The 26,108-nt window shown below is 61.9% G+C and carries 30 protein-coding genes; 18 read left to right on the top strand and 12 right to left on the bottom strand.

Features of this window, described 5'->3' with window-relative positions; all coding sequences use genetic code 11:
• Window positions 1–33 precede the first annotated feature (33 nt).
• From ACW9UO_RS05095 to uxuA, 5 genes are all read right to left on the bottom strand, one after another.
• Window positions 34–1,344, bottom strand: coding sequence for a TRAP transporter large permease (locus tag ACW9UO_RS05095; RefSeq protein ID WP_457087901.1), 1,311 nt, complete (start codon window positions 1,342–1,344; stop codon window positions 34–36).
• Complete coding sequence (locus ACW9UO_RS05090; RefSeq protein ID WP_457087900.1) at window positions 1,341–1,832, bottom strand: TRAP transporter small permease; 492 nt, start codon at window positions 1,830–1,832, stop codon at window positions 1,341–1,343. Before ACW9UO_RS05090 ends, ACW9UO_RS05095 begins: the two co-directional genes overlap by 4 nt.
• An 82-nt stretch (window positions 1,833–1,914) precedes the next feature.
• Complete coding sequence (locus ACW9UO_RS05085; RefSeq protein ID WP_457087899.1) at window positions 1,915–2,901, bottom strand: TRAP transporter substrate-binding protein; 987 nt, start codon at window positions 2,899–2,901, stop codon at window positions 1,915–1,917.
• 313 nt (window positions 2,902–3,214) lie between these two features.
• Window positions 3,215–4,693, bottom strand: coding sequence for a mannitol dehydrogenase family protein (locus tag ACW9UO_RS05080; RefSeq protein ID WP_457087898.1), 1,479 nt, complete (start codon window positions 4,691–4,693; stop codon window positions 3,215–3,217).
• Complete coding sequence (uxuA, locus tag ACW9UO_RS05075; RefSeq protein WP_457087897.1) at window positions 4,690–5,907, bottom strand: mannonate dehydratase; 1,218 nt, start codon at window positions 5,905–5,907, stop codon at window positions 4,690–4,692. Before uxuA ends, ACW9UO_RS05080 begins: the two co-directional genes overlap by 4 nt.
• 103 nt (window positions 5,908–6,010) lie before the next feature.
• Between uxuA and ACW9UO_RS05070 the strand changes: the two genes are divergently transcribed.
• Complete coding sequence (locus ACW9UO_RS05070; protein WP_457087896.1) at window positions 6,011–6,703, top strand: GntR family transcriptional regulator; 693 nt, start codon at window positions 6,011–6,013, stop codon at window positions 6,701–6,703.
• Window positions 6,700–7,908 (top strand): AGE family epimerase/isomerase, encoded by a 1,209-nt coding sequence (locus ACW9UO_RS05065; protein WP_457087895.1) that lies wholly within the window; start codon window positions 6,700–6,702, stop codon window positions 7,906–7,908. Before ACW9UO_RS05070 ends, ACW9UO_RS05065 begins: the two co-directional genes overlap by 4 nt.
• A gap of 9 nt (window positions 7,909–7,917) precedes the next feature.
• Here the strand turns inward: ACW9UO_RS05065 and ACW9UO_RS05060 are convergent, their stop codons facing one another.
• Complete coding sequence (locus tag ACW9UO_RS05060; RefSeq protein ID WP_457087894.1) at window positions 7,918–9,171, bottom strand: lytic murein transglycosylase; 1,254 nt, start codon at window positions 9,169–9,171, stop codon at window positions 7,918–7,920.
• Between the two features lie 275 nt (window positions 9,172–9,446).
• Here ACW9UO_RS05060 and tig point away from each other — a divergent pair, with 275 nt between their 5' ends.
• Window positions 9,447–10,778: a trigger factor gene (gene tig, locus ACW9UO_RS05055; protein WP_457087893.1), complete on the top strand. Its 1,332-nt coding sequence runs from the start codon at window positions 9,447–9,449 to the stop codon at window positions 10,776–10,778.
• A gap of 95 nt (window positions 10,779–10,873) precedes the next feature.
• Here tig and ACW9UO_RS05050 read toward each other — a convergent pair whose 3' ends face one another.
• The 5 genes from ACW9UO_RS05050 to rpsF all read right to left on the bottom strand — a co-directional run bounded on the left by ACW9UO_RS05050 (window position 10,874) and on the right by rpsF (window position 13,428).
• The gene (locus ACW9UO_RS05050; RefSeq protein WP_457087892.1) at window positions 10,874–11,266 is read right to left on the bottom strand and encodes a DUF1801 domain-containing protein; all 393 of its coding nucleotides are present in this window, start codon (window positions 11,264–11,266) and stop codon (window positions 10,874–10,876) included.
• Between the two features lie 447 nt (window positions 11,267–11,713).
• Window positions 11,714–11,947, bottom strand: coding sequence for a hypothetical protein (locus ACW9UO_RS05045; protein ID WP_457087891.1), 234 nt, complete (start codon window positions 11,945–11,947; stop codon window positions 11,714–11,716).
• A 241-nt stretch (window positions 11,948–12,188) separates the two neighbouring features.
• The gene (rplI, locus tag ACW9UO_RS05040; RefSeq protein WP_457087890.1) at window positions 12,189–12,815 is read right to left on the bottom strand and encodes a 50S ribosomal protein L9; all 627 of its coding nucleotides are present in this window, start codon (window positions 12,813–12,815) and stop codon (window positions 12,189–12,191) included.
• 12 nt (window positions 12,816–12,827) lie between these two features.
• On the bottom strand, window positions 12,828–13,055 hold the full coding sequence (gene rpsR, locus ACW9UO_RS05035; protein ID WP_005982441.1) for a 30S ribosomal protein S18: 228 nt from the start codon (window positions 13,053–13,055) through the stop codon (window positions 12,828–12,830).
• A 19-nt stretch (window positions 13,056–13,074) separates the two neighbouring features.
• Window positions 13,075–13,428 (bottom strand): 30S ribosomal protein S6, encoded by a 354-nt coding sequence (rpsF, locus tag ACW9UO_RS05030; protein WP_457087889.1) that lies wholly within the window; start codon window positions 13,426–13,428, stop codon window positions 13,075–13,077.
• A 439-nt stretch (window positions 13,429–13,867) separates the two neighbouring features.
• On the opposite strand from rpsF, the gene ACW9UO_RS05025 reads away from it, so the two are divergent.
• From ACW9UO_RS05025 to ACW9UO_RS05010, 4 genes are all read left to right on the top strand, one after another.
• Window positions 13,868–14,140, top strand: a complete 273-nt coding sequence (locus ACW9UO_RS05025; RefSeq protein ID WP_457087888.1) for a hypothetical protein — start codon at window positions 13,868–13,870, stop codon at window positions 14,138–14,140.
• A 187-nt stretch (window positions 14,141–14,327) separates the two neighbouring features.
• Window positions 14,328–15,266, top strand: a complete 939-nt coding sequence (gene fabD, locus ACW9UO_RS05020; protein WP_457087887.1) for an ACP S-malonyltransferase — start codon at window positions 14,328–14,330, stop codon at window positions 15,264–15,266.
• Window positions 15,267–15,366: 100 nt separating this feature from the next.
• Window positions 15,367–16,104 carry a 3-oxoacyl-[acyl-carrier-protein] reductase gene (fabG, locus tag ACW9UO_RS05015; protein ID WP_457087886.1) on the top strand — a complete coding sequence of 246 codons (738 nt, stop codon included), beginning with the start codon at window positions 15,367–15,369 and terminating at the stop codon, window positions 16,102–16,104.
• A gap of 223 nt (window positions 16,105–16,327) precedes the next feature.
• The gene (locus ACW9UO_RS05010) at window positions 16,328–16,561 is read left to right on the top strand and encodes an acyl carrier protein (RefSeq protein ID WP_457087885.1); all 234 of its coding nucleotides are present in this window, start codon (window positions 16,328–16,330) and stop codon (window positions 16,559–16,561) included.
• Between the two features lie 57 nt (window positions 16,562–16,618).
• Here ACW9UO_RS05010 and ACW9UO_RS05005 read toward each other — a convergent pair whose 3' ends face one another.
• Window positions 16,619–16,744, bottom strand: a complete 126-nt coding sequence (locus ACW9UO_RS05005; protein ID WP_457087884.1) for a hypothetical protein — start codon at window positions 16,742–16,744, stop codon at window positions 16,619–16,621.
• A 136-nt stretch (window positions 16,745–16,880) separates the two neighbouring features.
• On the opposite strand from ACW9UO_RS05005, the gene fabF reads away from it, so the two are divergent.
• From fabF to ACW9UO_RS04950, 11 genes are all read left to right on the top strand, one after another.
• Window positions 16,881–18,137: a beta-ketoacyl-ACP synthase II gene (fabF, locus tag ACW9UO_RS05000; RefSeq protein WP_457087883.1), complete on the top strand. Its 1,257-nt coding sequence runs from the start codon at window positions 16,881–16,883 to the stop codon at window positions 18,135–18,137.
• 6 nt (window positions 18,138–18,143) lie between these two features.
• Complete coding sequence (mltG, locus tag ACW9UO_RS04995; RefSeq protein WP_457087882.1) at window positions 18,144–19,298, top strand: endolytic transglycosylase MltG; 1,155 nt, start codon at window positions 18,144–18,146, stop codon at window positions 19,296–19,298.
• Window positions 19,299–19,611: 313 nt separating this feature from the next.
• On the top strand, window positions 19,612–19,953 hold the full coding sequence (locus ACW9UO_RS04990) for a hypothetical protein (protein WP_457087881.1): 342 nt from the start codon (window positions 19,612–19,614) through the stop codon (window positions 19,951–19,953).
• Complete coding sequence (locus ACW9UO_RS04985; protein WP_457088603.1) at window positions 19,889–21,229, top strand: DNA-packaging protein; 1,341 nt, start codon at window positions 19,889–19,891, stop codon at window positions 21,227–21,229. Before ACW9UO_RS04990 ends, ACW9UO_RS04985 begins: the two co-directional genes overlap by 65 nt.
• A 163-nt stretch (window positions 21,230–21,392) precedes the next feature.
• Window positions 21,393–22,571 (top strand): phage portal protein, encoded by a 1,179-nt coding sequence (locus tag ACW9UO_RS04980; RefSeq protein ID WP_457087880.1) that lies wholly within the window; start codon window positions 21,393–21,395, stop codon window positions 22,569–22,571.
• Window positions 22,564–22,785 (top strand): GTA head formation protein, RCAP_rcc01685 family, encoded by a 222-nt coding sequence (locus tag ACW9UO_RS04975; protein WP_457087879.1) that lies wholly within the window; start codon window positions 22,564–22,566, stop codon window positions 22,783–22,785. Before ACW9UO_RS04980 ends, ACW9UO_RS04975 begins: the two co-directional genes overlap by 8 nt.
• Before the next feature lie 41 nt (window positions 22,786–22,826).
• Window positions 22,827–23,381 carry an HK97 family phage prohead protease gene (locus tag ACW9UO_RS04970; protein WP_457087878.1) on the top strand — a complete coding sequence of 185 codons (555 nt, stop codon included), beginning with the start codon at window positions 22,827–22,829 and terminating at the stop codon, window positions 23,379–23,381.
• A 23-nt stretch (window positions 23,382–23,404) separates the two neighbouring features.
• The gene (locus ACW9UO_RS04965; RefSeq protein ID WP_457087877.1) at window positions 23,405–24,583 is read left to right on the top strand and encodes a phage major capsid protein; all 1,179 of its coding nucleotides are present in this window, start codon (window positions 23,405–23,407) and stop codon (window positions 24,581–24,583) included.
• A gap of 167 nt (window positions 24,584–24,750) precedes the next feature.
• The gene (locus ACW9UO_RS04960; protein ID WP_457087876.1) at window positions 24,751–25,353 is read left to right on the top strand and encodes a head-tail connector protein; all 603 of its coding nucleotides are present in this window, start codon (window positions 24,751–24,753) and stop codon (window positions 25,351–25,353) included.
• Window positions 25,350–25,688 (top strand): head-tail adaptor protein, encoded by a 339-nt coding sequence (locus ACW9UO_RS04955; RefSeq protein ID WP_457087875.1) that lies wholly within the window; start codon window positions 25,350–25,352, stop codon window positions 25,686–25,688. The genes ACW9UO_RS04960 and ACW9UO_RS04955 overlap by 4 nt, the downstream gene beginning before the upstream one ends.
• Window positions 25,685–26,095 carry a DUF3168 domain-containing protein gene (locus ACW9UO_RS04950; RefSeq protein ID WP_457087874.1) on the top strand — a complete coding sequence of 137 codons (411 nt, stop codon included), beginning with the start codon at window positions 25,685–25,687 and terminating at the stop codon, window positions 26,093–26,095. Before ACW9UO_RS04955 ends, ACW9UO_RS04950 begins: the two co-directional genes overlap by 4 nt.
• The last annotated feature ends 13 nt before the right edge of the window (window positions 26,096–26,108 follow it).

The raw sequence follows: 26,108 nt of genomic DNA, 5'->3' as shown, positions 1-26,108 counted from the left end.
CGGCCTTTTCATGTGTCAGGGTCTTGCCCGGGCTTAGATGGTTCCGGGCATCAATTGCCGGGGCAACCAAAGGGCCAGTTCCGGGAACAGGATCACCAAGAGCAGGATGATCAGCATCGGCACGAGGATGATCACCACGTCGCGCAACACCTGCATCACATTCACCCCGCCAATCGCCGCTGATATCAGCAGACACAAGCCGTAGGGCGGTGTGACAAGGCCAAAAGCCAGCGCGATGATGCCGATGATGGCAAAGGTCACCGGGTGAATGTCGGCCCCTGCGGCCACGGGCATCAGCACGGTGCCAAGGATGATGATCGTCGGGATCGCATCAATGAACAGACCAAACAGCAGGAACAACAGCGCGATGATCAGGCCGGTTTCGAACGGCCCGGCGTTGAACAGCGTGAGCCATTCGACGATCAGACGCGGCACTTTGTAGAACGCCAGAAGCCAGCCAAACGCCGTTGCCGTACCGATGGCAAACAGCGAGATCGAGGCAAAGCGCCCGGTGTCATAGAAGATGTGCCCAAGGTCTTTTACGGTGACTGTGCGATAGACAAACAGGCCGAGGATCATCGCGTAACCTGCGGCGATGATGGCGCTTTCTGTCGGGGTCACGATGCCGCCGATGATGCCGCCGACCACAAAGATCGGTGTCAAAAGCGCAAGGATCGAGCCTTTGAACGCGGTCCAGAGGCTGCACAGGGTCGGGCGGCCGCTTGTCGGATAGCCATAAACTTTGGCATAGACATAGACCGTGCCCAGGAGCGCGCCACCGATCAGGATGCCGGGAATGGCACCGGCAAGAAACAGCGCGCCGACCGAGATTTGCATCACGCCGCCCCAGACCACCATCAGGATCGACGGCGGGATGATCACGCCCATCACGGACGAACAGGCGGTGATGGCGACGGCAAAGCGGATGTCAAAACCTTCGCGCTGCATCGCGGGGATCAGGATCTTGCCGCAGCCCGCCGCATCGGCGGTGGACGAGCCGGAAATCCCAGCAAACAGCATCGACACCACCACGTTGACATGGCCCAAGCCGCCGGGAAGCCAGCCGGTGAGGGCGCGCGCCAGGTCGATCAGCTTGTCGGTGATCTTGCCCGAGTTCATCAGGTTCGCCGCCAACAGGAAGAAGGGCACCGCCAAAAGGATAAACGAGTTGTAGGATTGGAACATCCGGTCAAGCAGGATGAACGGCGTCAGCCGCAGGTCCATCACCACCACCGGGACGGTCGCAAGCCCCAGCGCGAATGCCACGGGCAAGCGCAACATCACCAGAAAAAGAAAGCCGCCGACAAGCAAAGCGCAGGCGAGGCCGGTTGAGACGATCATCATGTTGCTGTCCTTGAAGTGCGGTAAATTCGGATCACCTGTGTCAGCCGATAGCCGGCAAAAACCGCCCAGCCGAGGCCAGCGATGGGCACGGAAATATGGGTCCAGGCCATGTTGGCCCCCATCATCACCGAGTTCTGGATCGCGCCGAATTTGGTGTATTCAATGCCGTACCAGGCAAACATCGCGCCAAACAGCACCAGCAGGACCAGCACGAACCCTTGTTGGATCAGCGCGCCCAGCGGCGATTTGGCCGAGGGAATGACCTCGACGTTGAAGTGTGTGCCGTCCCAGACTGCGATCATCGAGCCGATCATGACGACCCAGACGAAAATGAACGTCGCGAGCTCTTCGGTCCAGAGATAGACCGGGATAATGCCGGTGTATCGCGCGATAACCTGCGCGGCGACGGGAAAGGCGAGGGCAACCATCAAGGTGCCGATAAGGACGCGCAACACCGCGCAAAATTGTTCCAGTAATCTACCGACCATGCGCTATTCCTTTGAATTAAAAGCAGGTTCGCACAAAAAAACATGCCGGAGGTCGCCCCCCGGCATGTCGTATCATTTGCGCTTACTTGGCGCGGATGGCTTCCAGAAGCTCGGTCGCGCCGAGGCTGGCGGCATACTCGTCTTGAACGGGCACAACCAGATCAAGCAGCTTTGCGCGGTCGGCAAACTCGGTCACAACGATCTGACCGGCATCTGCCATCGCTTGCAGCTTTTCACCGTCTTCGCGGCTTTCGATTTCGCGGCCCACGGCACCGGCTTTGGCACCAGCGTCAAGCACGACGGCTTGCAGGTCTTCGGGCAGCTTGCGGAAGGTTTTGCCGCTCATCACAACCGGACGCACGGTGATCGCGTGTTTGGTCAGCGTGATGTTGGGCGCAACTTCGTAGAACTTGAGGTTCTGGATCGAGGCCGCTTCGTTTTCAAAGCCCGCGATCACGCCGGTCTGGATGGCGTTGTAAACCTCGTTATAGGCGATGGCCGAAGGGGCCGCTTTGATCGCCTGGAAGATTTGCGCCTGGATCGGAGCACCCATCACGCGCATCTTGTGGCCGGTCAGGTCGTCGATGTTGGCAATCGCTTCTTTCGACGCGAGGTTGCGCGTGCCGCCCCCTGCATAGCCGATCACTTTGATGTCGGCTTTCTCAAGCAGTTGTTCTTCCAGCGGTTTCAGAACGTCCGAGGACAGAACCGCATTCCAGTGATCAAGGTCACGGAACAGGAACGGCATGTCCATCAGCGGGATCGACGGCGCGAACACGGCCATATTCGACGGCGCCATGACGGTATAATCGATCGCCACACCCTGCTGGAGGAAGGTGACGAAATCGCTTTCGTCGCCAAGCTCACCGTTCAAGTGCATCTCAAAATCGATCTCGCCGTCGTAGTTTTCAGCGACAAGGCGTTCAAATTCGCGCAGAGTTTTGGTGTAGGCGTGGTTCTCATCGAACATGCTGGCGCCGCGCAGGGTCTCGGCTGCGCCGGACGTTGCGGAAATGGCGGTAATGGTTGCGGCAAAGCCCGCGGCAAAAGCCGTTTTCGTGAAATTCATGGTATCCTCCCGGGATCGTGATAGAGCGGCGCACCGTTGGCCAAAGCCGCGGGTCCGCGCGCGTAGAGTATTGTGACGTGCATGCCTGAATGGCATCCCGTTCGCACCGGGATAATGCCTACTAGTATGCCAATACGTCAAGTGGAAACTTGGTTGTAACTTATTGTTTTTATTTGCGTAATTTAATAATCGGCGCGAATGGCCCCGGAGGGGCTCGCGGTGTGCGCGGTCCTTCGGGGCTTCGGATTGCACAGTGACGGGCGCAATCGTGGTGGCATGTTCCGGGGCGCAGGGGGCCCCGGTGTCAATTGGTTCAGGCGGCTTGCGCGGCCTCCTTTTGGATTGCCACGGCGCAGCCGTCGGCCAGAGCGGTGGAGAGCACCTCTTCGATATGCGCGCGCCAATCGGCGTTTTGGGCAAGGGCTGCGGGGATCAGAGCGGGCACATCATGCAGCGCACTCGAGAGTGCCGCCGCGTCGCGCGCCACGCCGTCAAGCGCCGCTGTAATCGCCTCGGCGCGGGGATCGCGCAGCGCATAGGTCGTGCCATCATCCTGTAGACACAGGCAAAACCGCATCCACATCGCAGTGGCAAAGGCGAAGGGCCGCAGATCCTGACCCGATTCCAACGCCGCCCGCGCCGGGCTGAAAATCCGCTGGGTCAGCTTTTGGCTGCCGTCGGTGGCAATCTGAAAGGTCTGATGCGCAATCGCCGGGTTTTCGAAACGTTCGGCCAGCGCGGCGGCGTAGTCAGCAAAATCCACACCGGGCAGCGGCTGGAGCAGCGCCGCTGCCGCGCCAAGGTGACGCCGCACCAGAATCGCAAGATTGGGGTCGTTCATCACGTCGCGCACATAGGTGTGCCCGGCCAGAAACCCGGAATAGGCCAGCATCGAATGGCTGCCGTTAAGCATGGTTAACTTCATCCGCTCATACGGCGTGACATCGGGTGCAAACAGCGCGCCGCCGGCCTCCCACTTTGGGCGGCCAGAGGGGAAATTGTCTTCGATCACCCATTGGATAAACGGCTCGGTTTCAATCGCGGCCTGATCGTCGGTGCCGGTCTGGCGCGCGGCCTCGGCCAGCGTTTCCTCGGTCGAGGCCGGGGTGATCCGGTCAACCATCGACGACGGAAAGGCGATGGTTTCGGCGATCCAGTCGGCCAGCGCGGCCCCATCCGCTGCGCGCGCAAAGCCGATCACGCCATCGCGCAGCAACGCGCCGTTTTCCGGCAGGTTGTCACAGGACAGCACGGTAAAGGGCAGATGCCCCGCCGCACGCCGCTGTTTGATCGCGGCGACCAACAGGCCAAGCACGCCCGAGGGGGCCTCGGGGTGGGCGATGTCGGCGGAAACCACGGGATTTTTCAGGTCGGGCAGGTGGGTCGCAAGGTCGATGCCATAGCCCTTTTCCGTGACGGTCAGCGTCACCACACGGATCGCGGGATCGCAGAGCGCGTTGAGTGTTGCCTGCGGATCGGCGGGGATGACATGGGCAATCGAGGCGATGACGCGGGCGGAGGTGCCCGCCGCGCCGCGCTCGACCAAGGTGAACAAGCCATTCTGCGCATTGAGGTTTTCGGCAATCTCTTTCGAGCGCAAGCTGACCCCGATGATCCGCCAATCGCCACCGGCCTGCGCCATCGCGTCGTCGGTCATCGTTGCCTGATGCGCGCGGTGAAACGCGCCGAGGCCCAAGTGTACAATGCCCGCGCCGTGATCACCGGGCACATAGCCGGGCGCTTTCGCCGGTCCGTTCAGCGCGTCGAGGCTGGTCAGCCGGGCCGCGCTCATGTGCGCGCACCCGATGCCGGATGTTGCAGCGCGGTCATGATGCCGCGCAGCTCGGCAAGGCCCTTGAGCCGTCCGATGGCCGGATAACCGGGTTGGGTGCGGCGGGTGTGATCGTCAAGGATGTTCTGACCGTGATCAGGGCGGAAGGGGATCGAATGATCGGCCCGACCGGCGGCACGGCGCTTGGTTTCTTCACGCAGAACCGCGGCGATCAGGGCCACCATATCGGTGCCACCGCCCAAGTGTTCGGCCTCATGAAAGCTGCCAATCAGCGCGTCGCTTTCAAGCTGCACGTTTCGCAGATGTAGGAAATGCACTCGGTCGCCCAAACGCTCCATCGCGCCGGGCAGGTCGTGATCGCCGCGCGCGCCAAGCGAACCCGAGCAGAGCGTCACGCCATTGGCGGGCAGGTCGACGGCATCAATCATCTGTTGATAATCGGCCTCGGTCGACATGATCCGGGGCAGGCCGAGCAGCGGGAAGGGCGGGTCGTCGGGGTGGCAACACAGCCGCATCCCGAGCGATTGCGCATGGGGCGCGACCTCGGTCAGGAAATCCACCAGATTGGCGCGCAGTTGGTCGGCCGAGATGTTGTCATAGGCCGCGAGGTGGCTGCGTACATCCGCGAGCGACAGGGTCTCGGCGGCTCCGGGCAGCCCGCAAACCACGTTGCTGCCAAGCGCTTTGCGGCGCGCCTCGGGCATCTCGGAAAAGCGTTTGGCGGCGGCGGCGGTGATGTCTTCGGGGAAATCCTGCGCCGCGCCGGGGCGTTCAAGGATATGGATGTCGAAGGCGGCGAAATCCACCAGATCGAACCGCATGCACGTCGCCCCGCCGGGCAGCCGATAGGCGAGATCGGTGCGCGTCCAGTCGAGAACCGGCATGAAATTGTAGCACACCACCTCGATCCCGGCGGCGTGCAGATTGCTCAGGCTGGCCTTGTAGGTCGCGATATGCGCCTTCCAATCGCCGGTCTGGCGCTTGATGTCTTCGGACACCGGCAGGCTTTCGACCACGTCCCATTTCAGGCCCGAGGCCGTGCCATCGCGCATCTGGCCAACCTCGGATTGGCGCTTGGCGATGTCTTCCGGGGTCCACAGCACGCCGGGCACAAGGTGATGCAACGCCGAGACCGCGCCCTGCACGCCTGCCTGTACCATATCGTCGATCGAAACCGGATCGGCCGGGCCAAACCATCGCCACGTCTGTTGCATGAAACACCTGTCCTCATTCGCGTTGACAAGCATCTAACATACTTCCATACAAGTTAGCAAGCGGGTTAAGATTGCGTTACTCAATGGGGTGAAGGAGACGGAAATGGCGGGACTATCAATAGAGCCGTTGTCCGGACGAAGCGGAGTGGCGCATCAGGTCTATCACCTGTTGCGCGACCGGATCGTGACCTGCGATCTGCCCCCCGGCGTGCGGATTTCCGAGACCGAAGTGGCCGCGACTTATGAGGTGTCGCGCCAGCCTGTGCGCGAGGCGTTTATCAAGCTGTCGGACGAGCAGTTGGTTTTGGTTCGCCCGCAACGCGGTACCTTTGTGCGGCGCATTTCCATCGCGGCGGCGCTGACCGCGCGGTTTATCCGCGAGGCTGTCGAGGCCGATCTGGTGCGTCGCGCCGTGGGCCGGACCGATGCCGAAACGCTGGCTGCGCTCGACGCGCAGATCGAGCAGCAACGCGGCGCGACAAACTCGGCGGACTTCATGCAGCTTGACGAGACCTTCCATCGGACCTTGGCGCAGGCGGGGGGCGAGGGAGCGGTGTCGGACTATCTTGAAAGCCTGAATGTGCAGATGAACCGGGTGCGCCATATCTCGGCGCGCCAGTTCGCGCCGGACAAGTTGATTGATCAGCATATCGCCATTGTCGCCGCCATTCGTGCCGGTGACGCGGCGGTGGCCGAAGCCGCGATGCGCGATCACCTTCACGAAATCAAGCACGACCTTCCCCGGATCGTTCAAACCCATCCCGATTATTTCGAAGATATAGAGGCCCTTACGTGACACAGACTCCCATCATCGCCGATCACCCTGCCGAGACTGCCACCGCCCAAGAGTGGGTTGCGTGGTTCTGGGCCGATTTTCTGCCCGCCTGGACCGAGCACACCCACGACCCCGACAGCCTCGGGTTTTTCGATGTGCTCGACAGTGAGGCGCGCCCGACGCACCCCGACCGCCGGACGATTTTGGCGCAGGGGCGGCTGTTGTTCAGCTTTGCGCATCTGGCGCTGTTGTCCGAGACCCCGGCGTTTCACAAGGCCGCCCGCATTGCGCGCGAGGCGCTGCCGGCGTTCCGCAAACCCTCGGGGTTGTATTGCCGTGCCGTCACCCGCACGGGCGAGATGACGGGCCTGGCTGAGGATGCTTTGGCGACGAGCTACGATCAGAGCTTTGTGATCCTTGGCCTTGCGACATGGGGCAAGCTGCATCCCGAAGAGGACGTTGCACCGGAGTTGGAAGCGCTTTGGGCGGCGATTGAGGACCAGTTGACCGACCCGGTGACCGGCCTGAAGCTGGAGCATGACGCGCTGGTTGACCCAACCGAGGCCTCTGCGCCGCCGCGCGCGCAGAACCCGCATATGCATCTGTATGAGGCGTCGTTGCAGGCGTACGAAATGACCGGCACGCCGGTCTGGCTGGAGCGTGCGATGAAGATGCGCGCCAAGGGGCTGGAGTATTTCTTTGACACCGAGAGCGGCACGATCACCGAGTTTCTGACACCGGATCTGTCGGTGCAGCCGGGGCGTGATGGGGCCCGGCGCGAAGTTGGGCACCAGTGCGAATGGGCTTGGCTGTTGCTGCGCGAAGTTGAGCTGGGCGGCGATGCGGCAATGGCCGATGTCGCGGCGCAGATGTTGGCGTTTGCCGATGCGCATGGATTTGCGGAAAGCGGGCCGATGCAGGGCGCGGCGTTTGATGCGGTGGCGGCGGATGTAAGCTGGCGCGAGGACCGGTTTCTGATGTGGCCGCAGACCGAAGCGATCAAGACCTACGCGGTGCGTGCGGGCGAAGCAGGCAACGCCGAGAAGGCGCAGGCGCTGGCGCAGCTGATCTTCCGCCAGTATTTTGCCGGGCGCGCCGCCTTCGTCAATCAGCTTGACGCGGAGGGCACGCCGATCTGGACCGAAGCGCTTAGCCGGTTGCACTATCACCTCGTGCTCGCGCTGACCGAAGGCGCGCGGGCCGGGCTTTGGCGCAATCCGGCCTAGACCGGCAGGTTAGCCGCCTAGGGCCGCCACGTTCCGCTTGTCGGGAAAACAGGTGGCGGCCTGACCTTTGCTCTCTTGCCAGCGGCCAATCGAGCGCCGCGTCTTGAACCCCGGCAGGCCATCGGCCCCGCCAACATCGTGGCCGAGCTTTTCCAGCGTTCTTTGTGCGGCGGCGATGTCCGAGCGATACAGCTTGTCAATCGTGCCCCAAGAGGCGCGGAAATCGGGGACGTTATAGGCGATTTTGTCGCCGACATGGCCGACGAACAGCGCGTAGAGATCGGACGTGTTGTAATCCTTGAGCACATAGAAATTCGGCGTGACGACAAAGGCGGGGCCAAGCCGGCCTGCGGGCATCATAAGATAGCCTTCGTCTTGCAACTCATTCGCGGGGAAGGGTTTTCCATTGACGCGGGTGAGGCCCATCTTGGCCCAATCGGCAATCGGGCGGCCCTGATCGGGGCCTTCCAGGGTGCAGGACACGTCTTTGGGCACCCGAACCTCAAATCCCCAGTCGCGCCCGGCGACCCAGCCGTGACGACCCAAGTAGTTGCCGATCGATGCGATGGTATCGGCCTCAGAGCGCCAAATGTCGGCCTTGCGGTCGCCATTGCCGTCCACCGCATATTCGAGGAAATTGGACGGCATGAATTGCGGTTGGCCCAGCGCCCCGGCCCAGCTGCTTTTCATCGCGGCCTCCGGCGCATGGCCCGCCTCGGCGATTTGCAGGGCGGCGACGAGTTCATCGGCGAAGTAATCGGCGCGGGTGCTCATGAAGCCTTTGGTGCCGAGTACGCGAAATACGTTGTGGCGGATCGGAACCTGACCATAACCGCTTTCCCGGCCCCAGATTGCCAGCACGATGTGGCCCGGCACTCCGGTGCGGCGCTCGGTTTCGGCCAGCGCTTTGGCGTGGCGCGTGGCCATCTGTTTGCCGACGCGCGCGGCACCGCCAACAGAGTTGCCGCTGAAGTATTTCGAAGGTGCGCCGAACTCGGCCTGCCGCTGGCGTTTTGGCGTGGTTTTGGCCGCCCCCGGCGGGACTAGATCGGGCAGATCCCAATCGAGCGTGATACCGCCAAAGGCGGCCTCAAACGTCTGGCGCGACACGCTCTTGGCGCGGGCGCGCGGCCAGATATCGCTTTGTAGCCACGATTGAAACTGTCGCTCGACTGCAGATTTGTCCTGCGCCTGTGCGGCGACGGAAAACAGGGCGAAAACAAGAAGACACAGAAAAACACGCACGGGGAACCCTCTGAACATGACCATTGCGCAGGACTCTAGCCCAGATGTGGCCGCGTTCCACATCACGAATTTGCGCTACCGCCAACATCACCAAGCCCACAGTGCACGCGTTCCCTTTACAAATGATGAACCCTAACCATCCGCGCCGCCAGTTCAGGGTTTCTTTCCAGTTCCGGTCTGCTTTCACGCGCGCGCAGGCGAATCCGCCTTGCACGCTTGGGCGCGGGCGCATAGAAGACCCCAGATTTGAATTAGGCGGGCCGTGACCCGCCCTTGAACTTATGGGGAATGGGATGCAGGTCACCGAGACTCTGAACGAAGGTCTGAAGCGCGGCTACGCGATCACCGTCAGCGCCGACGAACTGAACGAAAAAGTTAACGAAAAGCTGAAAGAAGCGCAGCCCGACATCGAAATGAAGGGTTTCCGCAAAGGCAAAGTGCCGATGCCGCTGCTGAAAAAGCAGTTTGGCCAGCGTCTGCTTGGCGAAGCAATGCAGGAAACCATCGACGGCGCGATGAACAAGCATTTCGAAGACAGCGGCGACAAGCCCGCGCTTCAGCCCGAGGTCAAAATGACCAACGAGGACTGGAAAGAGGGCGACGACGTCAATGTCGAGATGTCCTATGAAAAGCTGCCCGAGATCCCCGATGTCGATCTGAAATCCATCTCGCTTGAGAAGATGGTGGCCAAGGCGGGCGAAGACGAAGTCGACGAGGCGCTGAAAAATCTGGCCGAGACGGCTCAGGATTTCAACGCACGTGACGCAGGCGCGAAAGCCGAAGACGGCGATCAGGTTGTGTTCGATTTCGTTGGCAAGGTGGATGGCGAAGCGTTTGAAGGTGGCTCGGCGGAAGATTACCCGCTGGTGCTTGGCTCGAACTCGTTCATCCCCGGCTTTGAAGATCAACTGGTTGGCGTGACCGCCGAGCAAGAGATCGACGTGACCGTGACATTCCCCGAGGATTACCAAGCCGACCATCTGGCGGGCAAAGAGGCTGTGTTCTCTTGCACCATCAAAGAGGTCAAGCAGCCGGTTGCGGCCGAGCTTGATGATGAGCTGGCCAAGAAATTCGGTGCGGAATCGCTGGACGCGCTGAAGGCGCAGATCCGTGAGCGTCTGGAAGCCGAGTATTCCGGTGCGGCCCGTGCCGTGACCAAGCGCGCGCTGTTGGACAAGCTGGACGATCTGGTGAAATTCGAGCTGCCGCCGACGCTGACACAAGCCGAAGCCAAGCAGATCGCGCATCAGCTGTGGCACGAGGAAAACCCCGAGGTTGAGGGCCACGATCACCCCGAAGTCGAGCCGACCGACGAGCACAATGCACTGGCCGAGCGCCGCGTGCGTCTGGGCCTGTTGCTGGCCGATCTGGGCCAGAAAGCCGAAGTTCAGGTGTCTGACGCCGAGATGACTCAGGCGATCATGAACCAGGCGCGTCAGTACCCGGGTCAAGAGCGTCAGTTCTTTGAGTTCGTGCAGCAGAACCAGCAGATGCAGCAGCAGCTGCGTGCGCCGCTGTTTGAAGACAAGGTTGTTGACTACATCCTGGAGCTGGCCGACGTGACCGAGAAAGAGGTCTCGAAGGAAGAGCTGCAGAAAGCTGTTGAAGCACTCGACGAAGAATAAGCGCTTCGGACAGGTGATAGAGAAGGGCCGCTCCGGTTGGGGCGGCCTTTTTCGTTGGTTCCTAAGGTTTTAGCGGGGGATGGGCCGGTTTGGTGTCAGCTGATCCGCTCCAGCCGGCCTTTGCGTTTGACGATGTTTTTGTAGTCCCATTGGGTAGTGCGGGCGTTGGTTAACCAAGCGGCCAGCGTGGTGGGATCAATTTGGCTGGCGTCAGTATAGCGCCGTTCGGCGGCCTTGAAGGTGCCTGTGGCGGTGAGGCCGGGCGTCTCGAACGATTGACCGCTCCAGAACATCAAACGGATGCAGCGTTTTAGTTTGCCGTAGCCGACGATTGGATTGCCGCCGAGAAACCAGACCGGGTGCGCGTGCCACATTTTGCTTTCGGCCTCAGGGAGAGCGGAGTCGATACCCTCTCTGAGAGTGTCACAGATGCTGCGGTCTTCGGCGGACCGGGCGGCGTGGTATTGAGCGATGCTGGCTGGTTTCATGCTCTCACAGTACGACCTGCGCGGCGGCTGTAAAGGGGGCCGATCTGTTGACAGATCGGTGCCGATCCATTGATGGATCGGGTTGTGCTCGCGGTTGGCACGGCGCGGTTGCGGGATGTGATGTGATGGCCGATCCTTTGATGGATCGGGTTGTGCTCGCGGTTGGCACGGCGCGGTTGCGGGATGTGATGTGATGGCCGATCCTTTGATGGATCGGGTTGTGCTCGCGGTTGGCACGGTGCGTTTGCGGGCTGTGATGTGGTGGCCGATCCTTTGGTGGATCGGGTTGTGCTCGCGGTTGGCACAGTGCGGTTGCGGGATGTGCTGTGGGGGCCAATCTGTCAACAGATTGGAGCCGATCCATCAATGGATCGGGGCGGGACTCAGAAAGGGCCGCCTTCGGGGAGCGGCCCTTTCTTCACCAGCAGCGTGACTTTGGAGGCTGAGCTACCGGGTATCGTTGCCAAAACGCGCGCGCATTACGGCGATGACTTCGGCCACACGCCGGGCGTGGCCTGCGTCTTCCAGCGCGTCTGCGCGGGATACGAGGATTTCAGAGTGGCTGCGCCTGGCGGCGGTGAGAGGAGCGCCGATCCGACGAAGATGACGGGCCGATACCAAGGAATAGAACGCAGCGCCTTGCTCGGGCATCTCAATTGGGTGAGGGAGGATATGTGTCATACCTGTAATCCGCTGTTTCCATTTCCTTGGCCGAACCGGAGCCCCTATGTCAGGGAGAGGGGCTGCGGCTCGTGAACCGTAGGTCTTTGTAACAAGCAGAGGTGGTGCAGCGCAAAGCTGCGTGCGGATAATCCGGCTATGCTTTCAGGTATAGGCAAGGAGGCCAGAGGTGCGCGCAAAGAGAAAGGCCGCACATCCGGGGATGCACGGCCTTTACAAAGCTTAAAACGGGCTGACGAGCTCAGCGCTCGTCGTCGAACGAGTCTTCGGGTGTCTCGACAACACCGGAATCGTCATCGTCGTCGTCCGATGCGGCAGAGCCGATATCATCGAACAGTTCCGCGATCTCGAATTCAGCTGCGGCTTCTTCTTCCGCGGCCAGTTCCTGGATCGATTTGCCCGACGCTTGCAGTTCGGCCTCTTCGGGCGAACGTGCAACGTTCAGCTGGATCGTCACGTCAACTTCGGGGTGAAGATTCACACCGACGCTGTGCAGACCAAGTTCTTTGATCGGCGTTTCGATGCGGACCTGCTTGCGGTCAACGGTGAAACCAGCTTCGGTCGCGGCATCGGCGGCGTCACGGGTTGTGACAGAGCCGTAGAGCGAACCGGAGTCAGACGCTTGGCGAATCACGATGAACTGCTGTCCATCGAGGCGCTCGCCCATCGCTTCGGCTTCTTTCTTGGTTTCCAGGTTGTTCGCTTCGAGTTGCGCTTTCTGGGCTTCGAAAGAATCGATGTTGGCCTGCGACGCGGTCAGCGCCTTGCCTTGCAGCAGCAGGTAGTTGCGAGCGAAGCCGGGCTTGACGTCGACGACATCGCCCATCTGGCCAAGCTTGGCCACGCGTTCGAGAAGGATAACTTGCATGTGCTTTTCTCCTTACTTCACGGCGTAGGGCAGAAGCGCGAGGAAGCGGGCGCGTTTGATCGCGCGGGCCAGTTCACGTTGCTTCTTGGCCGAGACGGCGGTGATACGGGACGGCACGATCTTGCCACGCTCAGAGATATAGCGCTGCAGAAGACGGGTGTCCTTGTAGTCGATTTTGGGTGCGTTGTCGCCCGAGAAGGGGCACACTTTACGACGGCGGAAAAACGGTTTGGCTGCCATGGTTTAGCTCTCCTCTGGCTTAGCGGCGTTCGCGACGGGTGTCGCGTTCGTCACGTTTCTGCATCTGAACGGAGGGGCCTTCGACGTGCTCGTCGACCTTGATGGTCAGGACGCGCATCACGTCATCATGCAGGCGCATCAGGCGTTCCATTTCCTGGACCGCTTCCGACGGTGCGTCGGTGCGGACATAGGCATAGTGGCCCTTGCGGTTTTTGTTGATCTTGTAGGCCATGGTCTTGACACCCCAGTACTCGGTGTCGACGACTTTGCCGCCATTGTCCGTCAGGACGGTGCCGAAATGTTCGACGAGGCTTTCGGCCTGCGCGCCGGACAGATCCTGGCGCGAGATGAAAACATGCTCATAAAGGGGCATGTGCACTCCATTTATTTCAAGGCGCATTTCAAAGGGCGGGGCCAAGTCCTTTCGCCCCCGACCCACGAGAGACTGCGCGGTTCATACGACTTGCGAAAGGATGGCTCGATATACAGGCTCAGCCCGGAATGGCAAGGGCCGAGGTGCCGCAGGCCCGGGGGTGGGCCGGGGGGTGGGCCGGGGGGCGGTGCGAAAGGTGCCGGGGTGGGGGCGCGGTGCGGACACTATACTGGTCCTTATATCCGTCCGTCCGGGGCACAGTGGTTGGCCGCATTGGGGCAGGGTGGCGCGAGATTGATAAAATTGAGGGCACATTAAAGGCTTGAAACGATGGGGTAACAGGCGGGGTCAAATAGTTAACGCCCCATTTCCCAGATTGTGCCGCAATCCCGCCCGATTTGGGCGCGACAAATTGGTCAAACGTTCAAGGAGAAACGAAATGACTGCTGCCAACCACTTCATGACCGCACATGCAACTTCCGCGAATACGCTTTCGAATGAGCGTGAATTTGGAGTGGGCGGGATGGTGCGACTGTTCACCCGTCTTGTTGCCGTTTCCCTGATACTGGCCGCGGTTGGAATGTGGATCACCCCCGGCGCGAGCAATCTGCCGGAGTTGATGCTGATCAAGCTTTGCGCCTCGTTCTTCTTTGCTGTCACCGGGCTGCACCTGATGTACGCCGCGCGCTCGCCCAACGCCTCTGACACCTGAGACCCTGAATATTCCGGCATCTTTGCCGACTGTCATGACCGGCTGTTCACCCTTTGGTGCAGCCGGTTTTTTCTTGTCCGGTCGCCGGGGGGCGCAAAAACTGCGGGCCTCGGTTGGGCATAGGCGTTGCAGTGACGTCGCGTGACGCGTATCCATGGATAAAACAACGATGCAACAGAGGGATGGCATGGGGCACGCATTTGTATTTCCGGGACAGGGCGCACAGGCAATCGGCATGGGCAAGGCCCTCGCAGAGGCTTATCCAACGGCGCAGGCCGTGTTCGATGAGGTCGACGAGGCGCTCGGCGAGAAACTCAGCCATTTGATCTGGGAAGGCGATGCAGCGGAATTGACGCTGACGCAGAATGCGCAACCGGCGCTGATGGCGACGTCGCTGGCGGCGGTGCGTGCGCTGGAGGCCGAAGGGATTACGGTGGCGTCGGCCGATTATGTCGCGGGGCATTCGCTGGGCGAATATTCGGCACTGGCGGCAGCAGGGGCCCTGAGCATCACCGATTGCGCGCGTTTGTTGCGGGTTCGTGGGCTGGCGATGCAGGCGGCGGTTCCGGTGGGTGTTGGCGCGATGGCGGCCTTGCTGGGTCTGGATATGGACGCCGCGCGCAAGGTGGCGGCTGAGGCCGCGCAGGGCGAAGTCTGTGCTGCGGCCAATGACAATGACCCCGGTCAGGTGGTTGTGTCTGGTCACAAGGGTGCGGTGGAACGCGCGGTTGAGATTGCCAAGGCGGCGGGTGCGCGGCGCGCGGTTCTGCTGCCGGTGAGTGCTCCGTTCCATTGTGCGCTGATGGAGCCGGCGGCGCGGGTGATGGCGGATGCCTTGGACGATGTGGTGATCAACCAGCCTGTGGTGCCTTTGGTGGCCAATGTGGTGGCCGAGGCGGTGAATGATCCGGCCACGATCCGCTCGCTTTTGGTGGATCAGGTGACGGGCTCGGTGCGCTGGCGCGAAAGCGTGGAGTGGATGGGGCGCAATGGCGTGACGGATATCTGGGAAATCGGGGCAGGCAAGGCGCTGATCGGGATGGTGCGCCGCATCGACCGCGACATCGCCACCCGCACCATCGGCACGCCCGAGGATGTGGTGGCTGCGAAAGCGGCGCTGGCCTGACTTTGGCCGCGAACGCCCTCGGTTGAACGCTGGCGACAGGCTGGCGGAATGACCCGACAGGCACGACAGGCACGAAAAGCACGACAAGAAGGATGACCGAATGTTCGATTTGAGCGGGAAATGCGCGCTGGTGACTGGCGCGTCGGGCGGAATTGGTGGCGAGATTGCCAAGGTGCTGCATGCAGCCGGAGCCACGGTGGGCCTGAGCGGCACACGTGAGGCGCCTTTGCAGGCGCTGGCGGCAGAGCTGGGCGAGCGGGTGCATGTGCTGCCCTGCAACCTGAGCGACATGGCGGCGGTGGATGCGCTGCCCAAAGAGGCGATTGCGGCGATGGGCGCGGTGGATATTCTGGTGAACAACGCCGGAATCACCCGCGACAATTTGTTCATGCGGATGTCAGATGACGAATGGAGCGCGGTTCTGGCGGTCAATCTGACGGCGTCGATGAAGCTTTGTAAGGGTGTGATGCGCGGCATGATGAAGGCGCGCTGGGGCCGGATTGTGAACATTTCCTCGATCGTTGGCGCGACCGGAAATCCGGGGCAGGCCAACTATGCGGCGTCGAAAGCCGGGATGATCGGAATGGGCAAATCGCTTGCTTATGAGGTTGCTAGCCGGGGGATTACTGTTAACGCTATCGCTCCGGGCTTTATCGCCACGGCGATGACAGACAAGCTGACCGATGATCAGAAGGAGAAGATCAACGTTCAGATCCCGGCCGCACGGATGGGCACGCCAGAAGAAATTGCAGCCGCCGTCTTGTATCTGGCAAGCCCTGAAGCAGGTTATGTCACCGGTGCGACCTTGCATGTGAATGGCGGAATGGCCATGCTCTAGGCGCAGGTCTGGTTCTCCCGGAAAGCGTTTGCCAAGGCCAATTCTTGTGTTATAGGCGCGTGGAAATCCCGGGACACAGGTGCCAGATTGGATTTACCTGCTGGAGCGGGGACAAAGGGCCATTGGCCTACTCGCTGCCTCGGGAGGGGCAAAATTATGTTCGATCCCCCGAGGGGCGCGGGCTAAACAGGGCCAATGGCCCATGACGATGAGGATTTAGAATATGAGCGACGTCGCAGATCGCGTTAAGAAAATTGTTGTCGAGCACCTCGGTGTCGACGAAGCCAAGGTTGTCGAGGGCGCGTCGTTCATCGACGATCTCGGCGCGGACAGCCTCGACACTGTCGAGCTGGTGATGGCGTTCGAAGAAGAATTCGGCATCGAGATCCCCGATGACGCCGCCGAAAACATCCAGACCTTCGGCGATGCCGTAAAGTTCATCTCTGAAGCTTCCTAAGCGTCTGAGAACTTTCAGGTTTCAAAGCGGCGTGCCTGTCTTGGGCGCGCCGTTTCTTTATGTCGGCACGCCGAATTCCGGGCGAGTTTCGCCGGGGTGGCCGGGGCCAAAGCGCAGCCAGTGAGCGATAGACGGCGCATCGACAGGGCGCGCAGAGCGGCGATTGGCGGTTTTGTCACCCATGTGGCGCGCCAGACGGGCCGAAATGCGATGCCGCTGTTTGCTGCGCAATCCCTTGCCCAAAGTGCAATTGCTTTCCCTTGCCCCTCTGCCTTTGCTCGGGGTATGAGCGTGCAACGCGTTTCAAGGGGGCAAAACCATGCGCAGAGTTGTCGTGACAGGGCTTGGTCTGGTGACACCGCTGGCCTGCGGAGTCGAAGAGAGCTGGAAAGCGATTCTGGAGGGTAAATCCGGAGCGGGACCGATCACAAGGTTCGACGCCAGTCATCTGGCCACCACATATGCTTGCGAAGTGCCTTTGGGCGACGGGACAGACGGCACATTTAATGCCGATGACTGGATGCTGCCGAAAGAGCGCCGCAAGGTGGATGATTTCATTCTTTACGGGATCGCCGCAGCCCAACAGGCTGTTGAGGACTCGGGCTGGGCCCCGACGGATGACGAGAGCCTTGAGGCGACCGGCGTCTTGATCGGCTCGGGTATTGGCGGGCTGAATTCAATTGCCGAAACCGCCATTCTGATCAAGGAACGTGGGCCCCGCCGGGTGTCGCCGTTCTTTATTCCCGGTGCGCTGATCAACCTGATCTCGGGTCAGGTGTCGATCCGCTATGGCTTTAAGGGCCCGAACCATTCGGTAGTGACCGCCTGTTCCACGGGGGCGCATGCGATTGGCGATGCCGCGCGGATCATCAAGGACGGCGATGCCGAGGTGATGATTGCCGGTGGGGCAGAGGCTGCGATTTCCGAGATCGGGATTGCCGGGTTTAATGCTTGCAAGGCGCTGAGCACCAAACGTGGCGATGACCCGCAAAAGGCCAGCCGCCCGTATGATGCCGACCGTGATGGCTTTGTCATGGGTGAGGGCGCCGGTGTTGTCGTGCTTGAGGAATATGAGCACGCCAAGGCGCGCGGCGCGAAGATCTATGCCGAAGTCGTGGGCTATGGCATGTCGGGCGACGCCTATCACATCACCGCTCCGTCAGAGCATGGTGAGGGCGCGGAACGCTGCATGAAGATGGCGTTGAAGAAGGCCGGAGTTGGCCCGTCGATGATTGACTACATCAATGCGCATGGCACGTCGACCATGGCGGATGTGATCGAGCTGGGCGCGGTTGAGCGGATGATGGGCGATGCGGCTTCAAAAGTGACGATGTCCTCGACCAAATCGGCCACCGGGCACCTTTTGGGTGCGGCGGGCGCGATTGAGGCGATCTTCTCGATCCTTGCGATCCGCGATCAGGTGGCGCCGCCGACGATCAACCTTGATAACGTGGCGGTTGAGACCAAGGTTGACCTTGCGCCCAACAAGAAACGCGAGCGCGAGATCAATTACGCGCTGTCCAACTCCTTTGGCTTTGGCGGCACCAACGCCTCGGTCGTCTTCAAGAAGGTTTGAGCCGCGATGTGGCGAAGTATCGCGTCTAACGCGCTGAGTTTCTTTGTTGTGGCCATCTTTTTGGCCGGTGGCGGGCTGCTCTGGGCGCAAAAGCAGTATTCGGCGGAAGGTCCGCTGGATGCTGCGATCTGTTTGCAGGTGGAACGCGGGTCGAGCTTTTCGCGGGTGTCGCGCGATCTTGAGGCGCAGGGGGCGGTTTCGAGCGGCTTCCTGTTCCGGGTTGGGGCGGATTATGCCGACAAGACCAATGATTTGAAGGCGGGCTCTTTCCTTGTGACCGAGGGGGCCAGCATGGAGGAGATCATCGATACGGTGACGCGCGGCGGGGCCAGCACATGCGGCACCGAAGTGGTGTACCGGATTGGTGTGTCACGGGTGTCTGCCGAGGTGCGCGAGCTTGACCCGTCGACGCAACGCTTTGTCGAGATTGCGAAATTCACGCCGGGCGAAGAAGACGCGCCGGAGGCCTATACGCGGGTGCGCGAGGCTGCCGACACGCGGTATCGGATTGCGCTGGCCGAGGGTGTGACCAGCTGGCAGGTGGTGGAAGAGCTGAAGGCGCTGGATGTGCTGAGCGGCGAGGTGGCGGAATTGCCCGAAGAGGGCACGCTTGCGCCTGACAGCTATGAGCTGCGGGTTGGGCAGGCGCGTGGTGAGGTCATTGCCGAGATGCAGAAGCGGCAGAACGCGACGATTGCCGAGGCCTGGGCGAACCGGGCCGAGGGTCTGCCGCTGAATTCGCCGGATGAAATGCTGACGCTGGCGTCGATCATCGAGAAGGAAACCGGCATCGCGGGTGAGCGGCGCATGGTGGCGAGCGTGTTCGTAAACCGGCTGAACCGGGGAATGCGGCTGCAGACCGACCCGACGGTGATTTATGGTATCACCAAGGGTGAGGGCATTCTGGGCCGTGGCTTGCGGCAGAGTGAACTGCGCGGGGCGACGCCGTACAACACCTATGTGATTGACGGGCTGCCACCGACACCAATTGCCAACCCCGGCGCGGCGGCGATTGCGGCGGCGGTGGACCCTGAGGATACGGATTACGTGTTCTTTGTGGCCGATGGCACCGGTGGGCACGCCTTTGCCGAGACCTTGGCCGAGCACAACGCCAACGTCGCCAAGTGGCGCCGGATCGAGGCGGAGCGCAGCGGGAACTGATCGGTTTCTAGCGAGATTGAGAAGAGGCAGGCCGGTTTGGCCTGCCTTTTTTCGTTTCGGCGCGTGGCGATATTGCCTTGCTACATTGGGTGAAACCGTCTTGGCGTTGGCGAATGTCAACGGGAGGTAAACGCGAAGAAACGGAGGGGTAACAAAGGGTTAACTCTCTTTTCATTGACTCTGCGAACGGTCTCGCCTATAAGTTGTGACATGCTGGAAGACATGGGCAAACGGCCCCCGAGGGAAACCTTGGGCGGCCGTTTTTTCGTGTCGCTCGTGCGGGGGCAATCCCAGCATGGAAGGTGAAGACCAAATGACACTCATCACCCCGAAACAAGATGTGGACCGCCTGGACGGCAAACTGCAGGTCGTTCGGGAAAGTCTCGAGGACTTCGAGACTGCGCTGAGAGATCTGAAGAAACAGGTCCAAAGCGGGGAGGTCACGGCACTTAAAGATGTCAGCAAGACGCTCGCGGAAATCCGCGGCTGGATGAAGCTGGCGATGGAAACGGAGGCACGACTTGCTGAATATGCACGAAAAGACGCCGCTATCGAAGGCGCATACGGGATCGACCTCGAACGCGCACGATCTGAGATCGGGTGCCGTCTTGCTAAGCTGCGCAAGTGCTGCGGTGCAGGGCGAATTTCTGAATAGTTTGGGGGAGGGAGAGCTTTTGGCTCTCCCTTTTCTGTTCGAGTTCTGGGCGCATCCCCATCAATTGCCCCCTGAGGGCGAGTGGCGGTCTTGGGTGGCGCTAGGTGGGCGCGGTGCGGGGAAAACCCGTGCCGGGGCCGAATGGGTGCGCAGCATGGTCGAGGGCGCGCGGCCGCGGGATGTGGGCCGGGCGCGGCGGGTGGCGCTGGTGGGGGAAACCTATGACCAAGTGCGCGACGTGATGATCTTTGGCGACAGTGGCATTTTGGCGAGTTCTCCACCGGATCGGATGCCGAAATGGGAGGCGAGCAAGCGGCGGCTGATCTGGCCGAATGGGGCGGAGGCAAAGGCCTATTCGGCGCATGACCCAGAGGCGCTGCGGGGGCCGCAGTTTGATGCGGCATGGGTGGATGAATTGGCGAAGTGGCAGAAGGGGGAGGAGACCTGGGACATGTTGCAGTTTGCCTTGCGGCTGGGCGACGATCCGCGGGTCTGTGTGACGACGACGCCGCGCAATTCGGAGGCGTTGAAGCGGTTGCTTGAGGCGCCATCGACGGTGGTGACGCGGGCCCCGACCGAGGCGAACCGGGCGCATCTTGCGGAGTCGTTTCTGCGCGAGGTGCGGGCGCGGTACAAGAATTCGCGGCTGGCGCAGCAGGAATTGGATGGCGAGATGCTGACCGATGTCGAAGGCGCGCTTTGGACACATGAGATGCTGGACCAGTGTCGGGGCCGCAGGGTGCCCGAGTTGGACCGGATTGTGGTGGCGGTGGACCCGCCGGTGAGTGGGCATGCGGGATCGGATGCCTGCGGGATTGTGGTGGCCGGAGTCTCGATGCAGGGGCCGGTGCAGGATTGGCGGGTGTTCGTGCTGGAGGATGCCAGTGTCGAGGCGGCGAGCCCAAAGACTTGGGCGGCGCGGGTGGTGCGGGCTTACCATGAGCACAAGGCCGACAGGATCGTGGCCGAGGTCAATCAGGGCGGCGATCTGGTGGAAAGCGTGATCCGGCAGGAGGATGGCGCGGTGGCCTATACCTCGGTGCATGCCAGCCGGGGCAAGGTGGCGCGGGCCGAGCCTGTGGCGGCGCTGTACGAGCAGGGCCGGGTGTTTCATGCCGAGGATCTGGGCGTGCTGGAAGAGCAGATGTGTCGGATGGCGTTAAAGGGCTATGAGGGCAAAGGCAGCCCGGACCGGGTGGATGCTCTTGTCTGGGCTTTGACGGAACTTGTTGTTTCGGCACAAGAAAAACAACGGCCGCAGGTGCGTACGCTCTGATCTCATGATGTTAACCAATTAGAAGCATATTGGGTATCGAGACAAGCGAAGCCCTGGGACGGGCGGTTTCAGGAAAATTCGGATGCGTGGTGCGGCGGGCTTATGGCCCGGCGGGGGTGAGGCTTTGCCCGGTGCCATGTGGGATATGTGAGCGGGGAACGCGATGTTTGAATTCTTGCGGCGGGATGACAAGGCGCAGAGCGCGACGGAGACCAAGGCGAGCGCCACCGGCAAGGTGGTGGCGTTTCAGGGGGCGGGCCGTGTGGCCTGGAGCCCGCGCGATACGGTGTCGCTGACCAAGGCGGGCTTTGCGGGCAATCCGGTGGGCTTTCGTGCGGTCAAGATGATTGCAGAGGCGGCGGCGGCGTTGCCCCTGGTGATGCAGGATGCGGAGCGGCGCTATGAGGTGCATCCGCTGCTGGCGCTGGTCAAGCGGCCCAATGGGGCGCAGGGGCGGGCAGAATTGCTGGAGGCGCTGTACGGCCATCTGTTGCTGAGCGGCAATGGCTATGTCGAGGCGGTGGGCGGCGATGAGGGTGCGCCTTTGGAGCTGCATGTGCTGCGCTCGGATCGGATGTCTTTGGTGCCGGGGCGCGATGGCTGGCCGGTGGCGTATGAGTATGCCGTCGGCGGGCGCAAGCATCGGTTTGATGTGACCGGGCCGTTGTCGCCGATCTGTCATATCAAGAGCTTTCACCCCCAGGATGATCACTATGGTATGGCCCCGATGCAGGCGGCGGCGCAGGCACTGGATGTGCACAATTCGGCGTCGCGGTGGAGCAAGGCTTTGCTCGACAATGCGGCGCGGCCTTCGGGGGCGATTGTCTATCGCGGGACCGATGGCGCGGGCACGATGAGCACCGAGCAGTTCGATCGGTTGGCGCATGAGATCGAGACCAACCATCAGGGCGCGCGCAATGCCGGGCGGCCGATGTTGCTGGAAGGCGGGTTGGACTGGAAGCCGATGGGGTTTTCGCCCTCGGACATGGAATTTCACAAGACCAAGGATGCGGCGGCGCGCGAGATTGCCCTGGCGTATGGGGTGCCGCCGATGCTGTTGGGCATTCCGGGCGATGCGACTTACGCCAATTACCAAGAGGCGAACCGGGCGTTCTATCGTCTGACGGTGCTGCCTTTGGCGGCGCGGGTGACAGCGGCTTTGTCGGCTTGGCTGGGGGGATTTACCGGCGAGGCGGTGGAGCTGCGGCCTGATCTTGATCAGGTGCCGGCACTTTCGGTTGAGCGTGAGGCGCAGTGGGCGCGGGTGACGCGGGCCGATTTCCTCAGCACGGCGGAAAAGCGGCGGCTGTTGGGCCTGCCGGCGGAGTCGGACGATGGGTGAGCGCGTGGGGTTCGAGGCCTTCGATTGCGCACCGGCGCTGCGGTTGGAAGCGCATGAGCGGGTGGCAGAGTTGCAATTCGGCGCGATGAACAAGCGGCTCGACCGGTTGGAAGAGCTGCTGGAACGGTTGGAGCGGCGGTTGTGGCTGGCGGTGTATGGCGTGGCGGCGGCGATCATCGGGCAAGCGTTTCAGAGTTTGCTGGTGGTGCAGTGAGAGGCATGGTGGGCAAAGCGCCCACCCTACGGGAGATGGGTATGGAACTTGAGACAAAATTTGCCCGGTTTGACAGCAGTTTGAGCGTCACCGAGGGCCATGTGATCGAAGGCTATGCCAGCCTTTTCGGGGCCTGTGATCAGGGCGGGGATGTGGTGGCCAAGGGGGCTTATGCGGCGTCGCTCAAGCAGTTGGCCAAGGACAAGCGCCATGTGCGGATGCTGTGGCAGCACGACCCGGCCCAGCCGATTGGGGTGTGGGACGAGGTGCGGGAGGACGGCCGCGGGCTTTACGTCAAGGGTCGTATTCTTGAGGCGGTCGAGAAGGGCCGCGAGGCGGTGGCGCTGTTGGCGGCGGGCGCGATTGACGGATTGTCGATCGGCTATCGCACCAAGCGCGCGGTGAATTCGGACAAGGGCCCCAATATGGGCAAACGGCTCTTGCAGGAACTGGAGCTTTGGGAGGTGTCGCTTGTGACATTCCCGATGCTGCCCAGTGCGCGGGTGGCGGCAAAGGGCGTGAGCCCGGACGACACCCTGCGTGAAATGGCGGCGGTCTTTGAGGCGGCGCGTCAGGAGATCGCGCGCAAAGCCTAAGCGCGGGACATCAGGAGAAGCGGATGGAAATGACCGATGCAGATGCAGCGGGCGGGGATCCTTTGTCCCCGGCCCAGGAGATGAAGACGGCGGTGAGCGGCTTTGTCTCCGACCTCAAGGCCTTTCAGGTCGAGATCAACACACGAGTTCAGAAGCAGGAAGAAAAAATGACCAAATTTGAACGCAAGACCCTTGCCGCGGCCCGCCCGGCGCTTGCCGGGACCGACTATGATGCGCCCCACCAGAAGGCCTTTGATGCCTATCTGCGGTCGGGCGATGACGATGGGCTGCGTGGGCTGGAGCTTGATCAGAAATCGATGTCGACGGCGGTGAATTCCGATGGCGGCTATCTGGTGGATCCGCAGATGTCGGAAACCATCAAGACGGTGCTGTATTCCGGGGCGTCGATCCGGGCCGTGGCCAGCGTGGTGAATGTTGAGGCGACGTCGTATGACGTGCTGATCGACACCACCGATCTGGGCGCCGGTTGGGCGAGCGAAACCGGGGCTTCGTCGGAAACCGGTACGCCGACGATTGACCGCATCACCATCCCGCTGCACGAGCTTTCGGCGCTGCCCAAAGCATCGCAGCGGCTGCTCGATGATGCGGCGTTTGATATCGAGAGCTGGCTGGCGGGGCGGATTGCCGAACGCTTTGCCCGCGCCGAGGCGGCGGCCTTTGTGAACGGCGATGGTGTTGATAAGCCGACCGGTTTTCTGACCCACACGGTTGTCGACAATGACGTTTGGGCCTGGGATTCGCTGGGCTATGTCGCGACCGGTGTGGACGGTGCGCTGGGCAATGGCGATGCGATCATCGATCTGGTCTATGCGCTGGGTGCGACCTACCGCGCCAACGGGACGTTTGTGATGAACTCCAAGACGGCGGGCGACGTGCGCAAGCTGAAGGATGGCGATGGCCGCTTCCTGTGGTCGGATGGTCTTGCGGCGGGTGAGCCGGCGCGACTGCTCGGCTATCCGGTGCTGATTGCCGAGGACATGCCTGATGTTTCCAGCGGCTCGAACTCGATCGCGTTTGGCGATTTTGCCGCCGGTTACACCGTGGCCGAACGCCCCGATCTGCGCGTGCTGCGTGATCCGTTCAGCGCCAAGCCGAACGTTCTGTTTTACGCCACCAAGCGCGTGGGCGGGGACGTGAGCGACTTTGCCGCGATCAAGGTTTTGCGTTTCGCTGTCTCTTAACACGAGGCGGTGAAGCCGGGGGGCCTTTGGCCTCTCGGTGGGCGCGCGCCGGTGAACCGGCGTTGTCTGGCTGCTCCCCTCCGTTCGAGCAACGTGGGTGGCGCGCGCCTTACATCGAAAACCAGATTTTGCAGGCCGCTTGGGCCGGAAAGACGGAGTTACCGAAGATGATATTGGTAGAAGAGACCACCGTGCCGCAAGCGGCGTTACCGGTCGAAGACTTCAAGGCGCATTTGCGTCTGGGCAGCGGGTTTTCCGGCGCAACCGTTCAAGATGCGGTGTTGGAAAGTTTCCTGAGGGCCGCGATTGCGGCGATTGAGGCCCGCACCGGCAAGGCGCTGATCCAGCGCGATTTCACCTATACTGTCGAGCGCTGGCGCGAGGCGGGTGTGCAGGCCTTGCCGATTGCGCCGGTTGTGGCGGTGGCTCAGGTGGCGATCACCGATGCGGGTGGCACGGCCTTGGTGGTGGACGCGGGCCTGTACCGGCTGAGCCGGGATGCACAGGTGCCGCAGGTGCGCGCCAAGGGCGCCTGCCTGCCGGTGATCCCGACGGGCGGATCGGCGGCGATTGAGTTTAGCGCCGGGTATGCGACAGATTGGGCCGGGTTGCCGGCGGATCTGGGGCAAGCGGTGATGCTTTTGGCGGCGCATTACTATGAGTACCGCGCCGAGACCTCATTGGGGCAGGGGTGCATGCCGTTTGGCGTGACCTCTTTGATCGAGCGCTTTCGGATGATGCGCCTGGGCTTTGCCGGTGGCCGGGTATGACGGCGCTGCGGATGAACCGGGCGCTGATGCTGGAGGCGCCGCAGGATGTGCCCGATGGCGCAGGCGGGTTTGACCGGCTGTGGCTGCCGCAGGGCACGCTTTGGGCCGAGGTGTCGGCACGCTCGGGCCGTATGGCGCGGGGCGCGGCGGGGCCAACCACGCTGACCGCCTATCGGATTGTGGTGCGCGGGGCCCCGGTGGGCGATCCGCAGCGGCCCGCAGCCGGACAGCGGTTTCGCGAGGGCACACGGGTGTGGCGGATTGAGGCGGTGGCCGAGAAGGACGCCGAGGCTCGGTATCTCACTTGTTTTGCGGAAGAGGAGATGGCGACATGAGTTATGCGGTATCTGCCGCCTTGCAAGAGGCTGTTTATCAACAGCTTATCGGCGATGCGGCGCTGGGCGCAATTGTCGGGACGGCGATTTACGATGCCATTCCGAGCGGCAGTCTGCCCTCGATCTACCTCACCCTGGGCGATGAAACCGCACGCGAACGGTCGGATCAGACCGGGCATGGCGCGGCGCATGATCTGCGGATTTCGGTGATCACCGATGCGCAGGGGTTTCAGCAGGCCAAACAGGCGGCCGCGGCGGCAAATGATGCGCTGGAAGACGCGCAACTGGTGCTGAGCCGGGGGCGGCTGGTGGGGATCTGGTTTCAGCGGGCCAAGGCCGCGCGGGACACAAGCAACGGCACGCGGCGGATCGACATGATCTTTCGCGCGCGGGTCGAAGACAACTGAACATCCTAGAGCG

The organism is Marinovum sedimenti, from assembly GCF_054052205.1.
The sequence above is the reverse complement of the archived record's forward strand: the minus strand, read 5'-3'. Positions and strand labels throughout refer to the sequence as shown.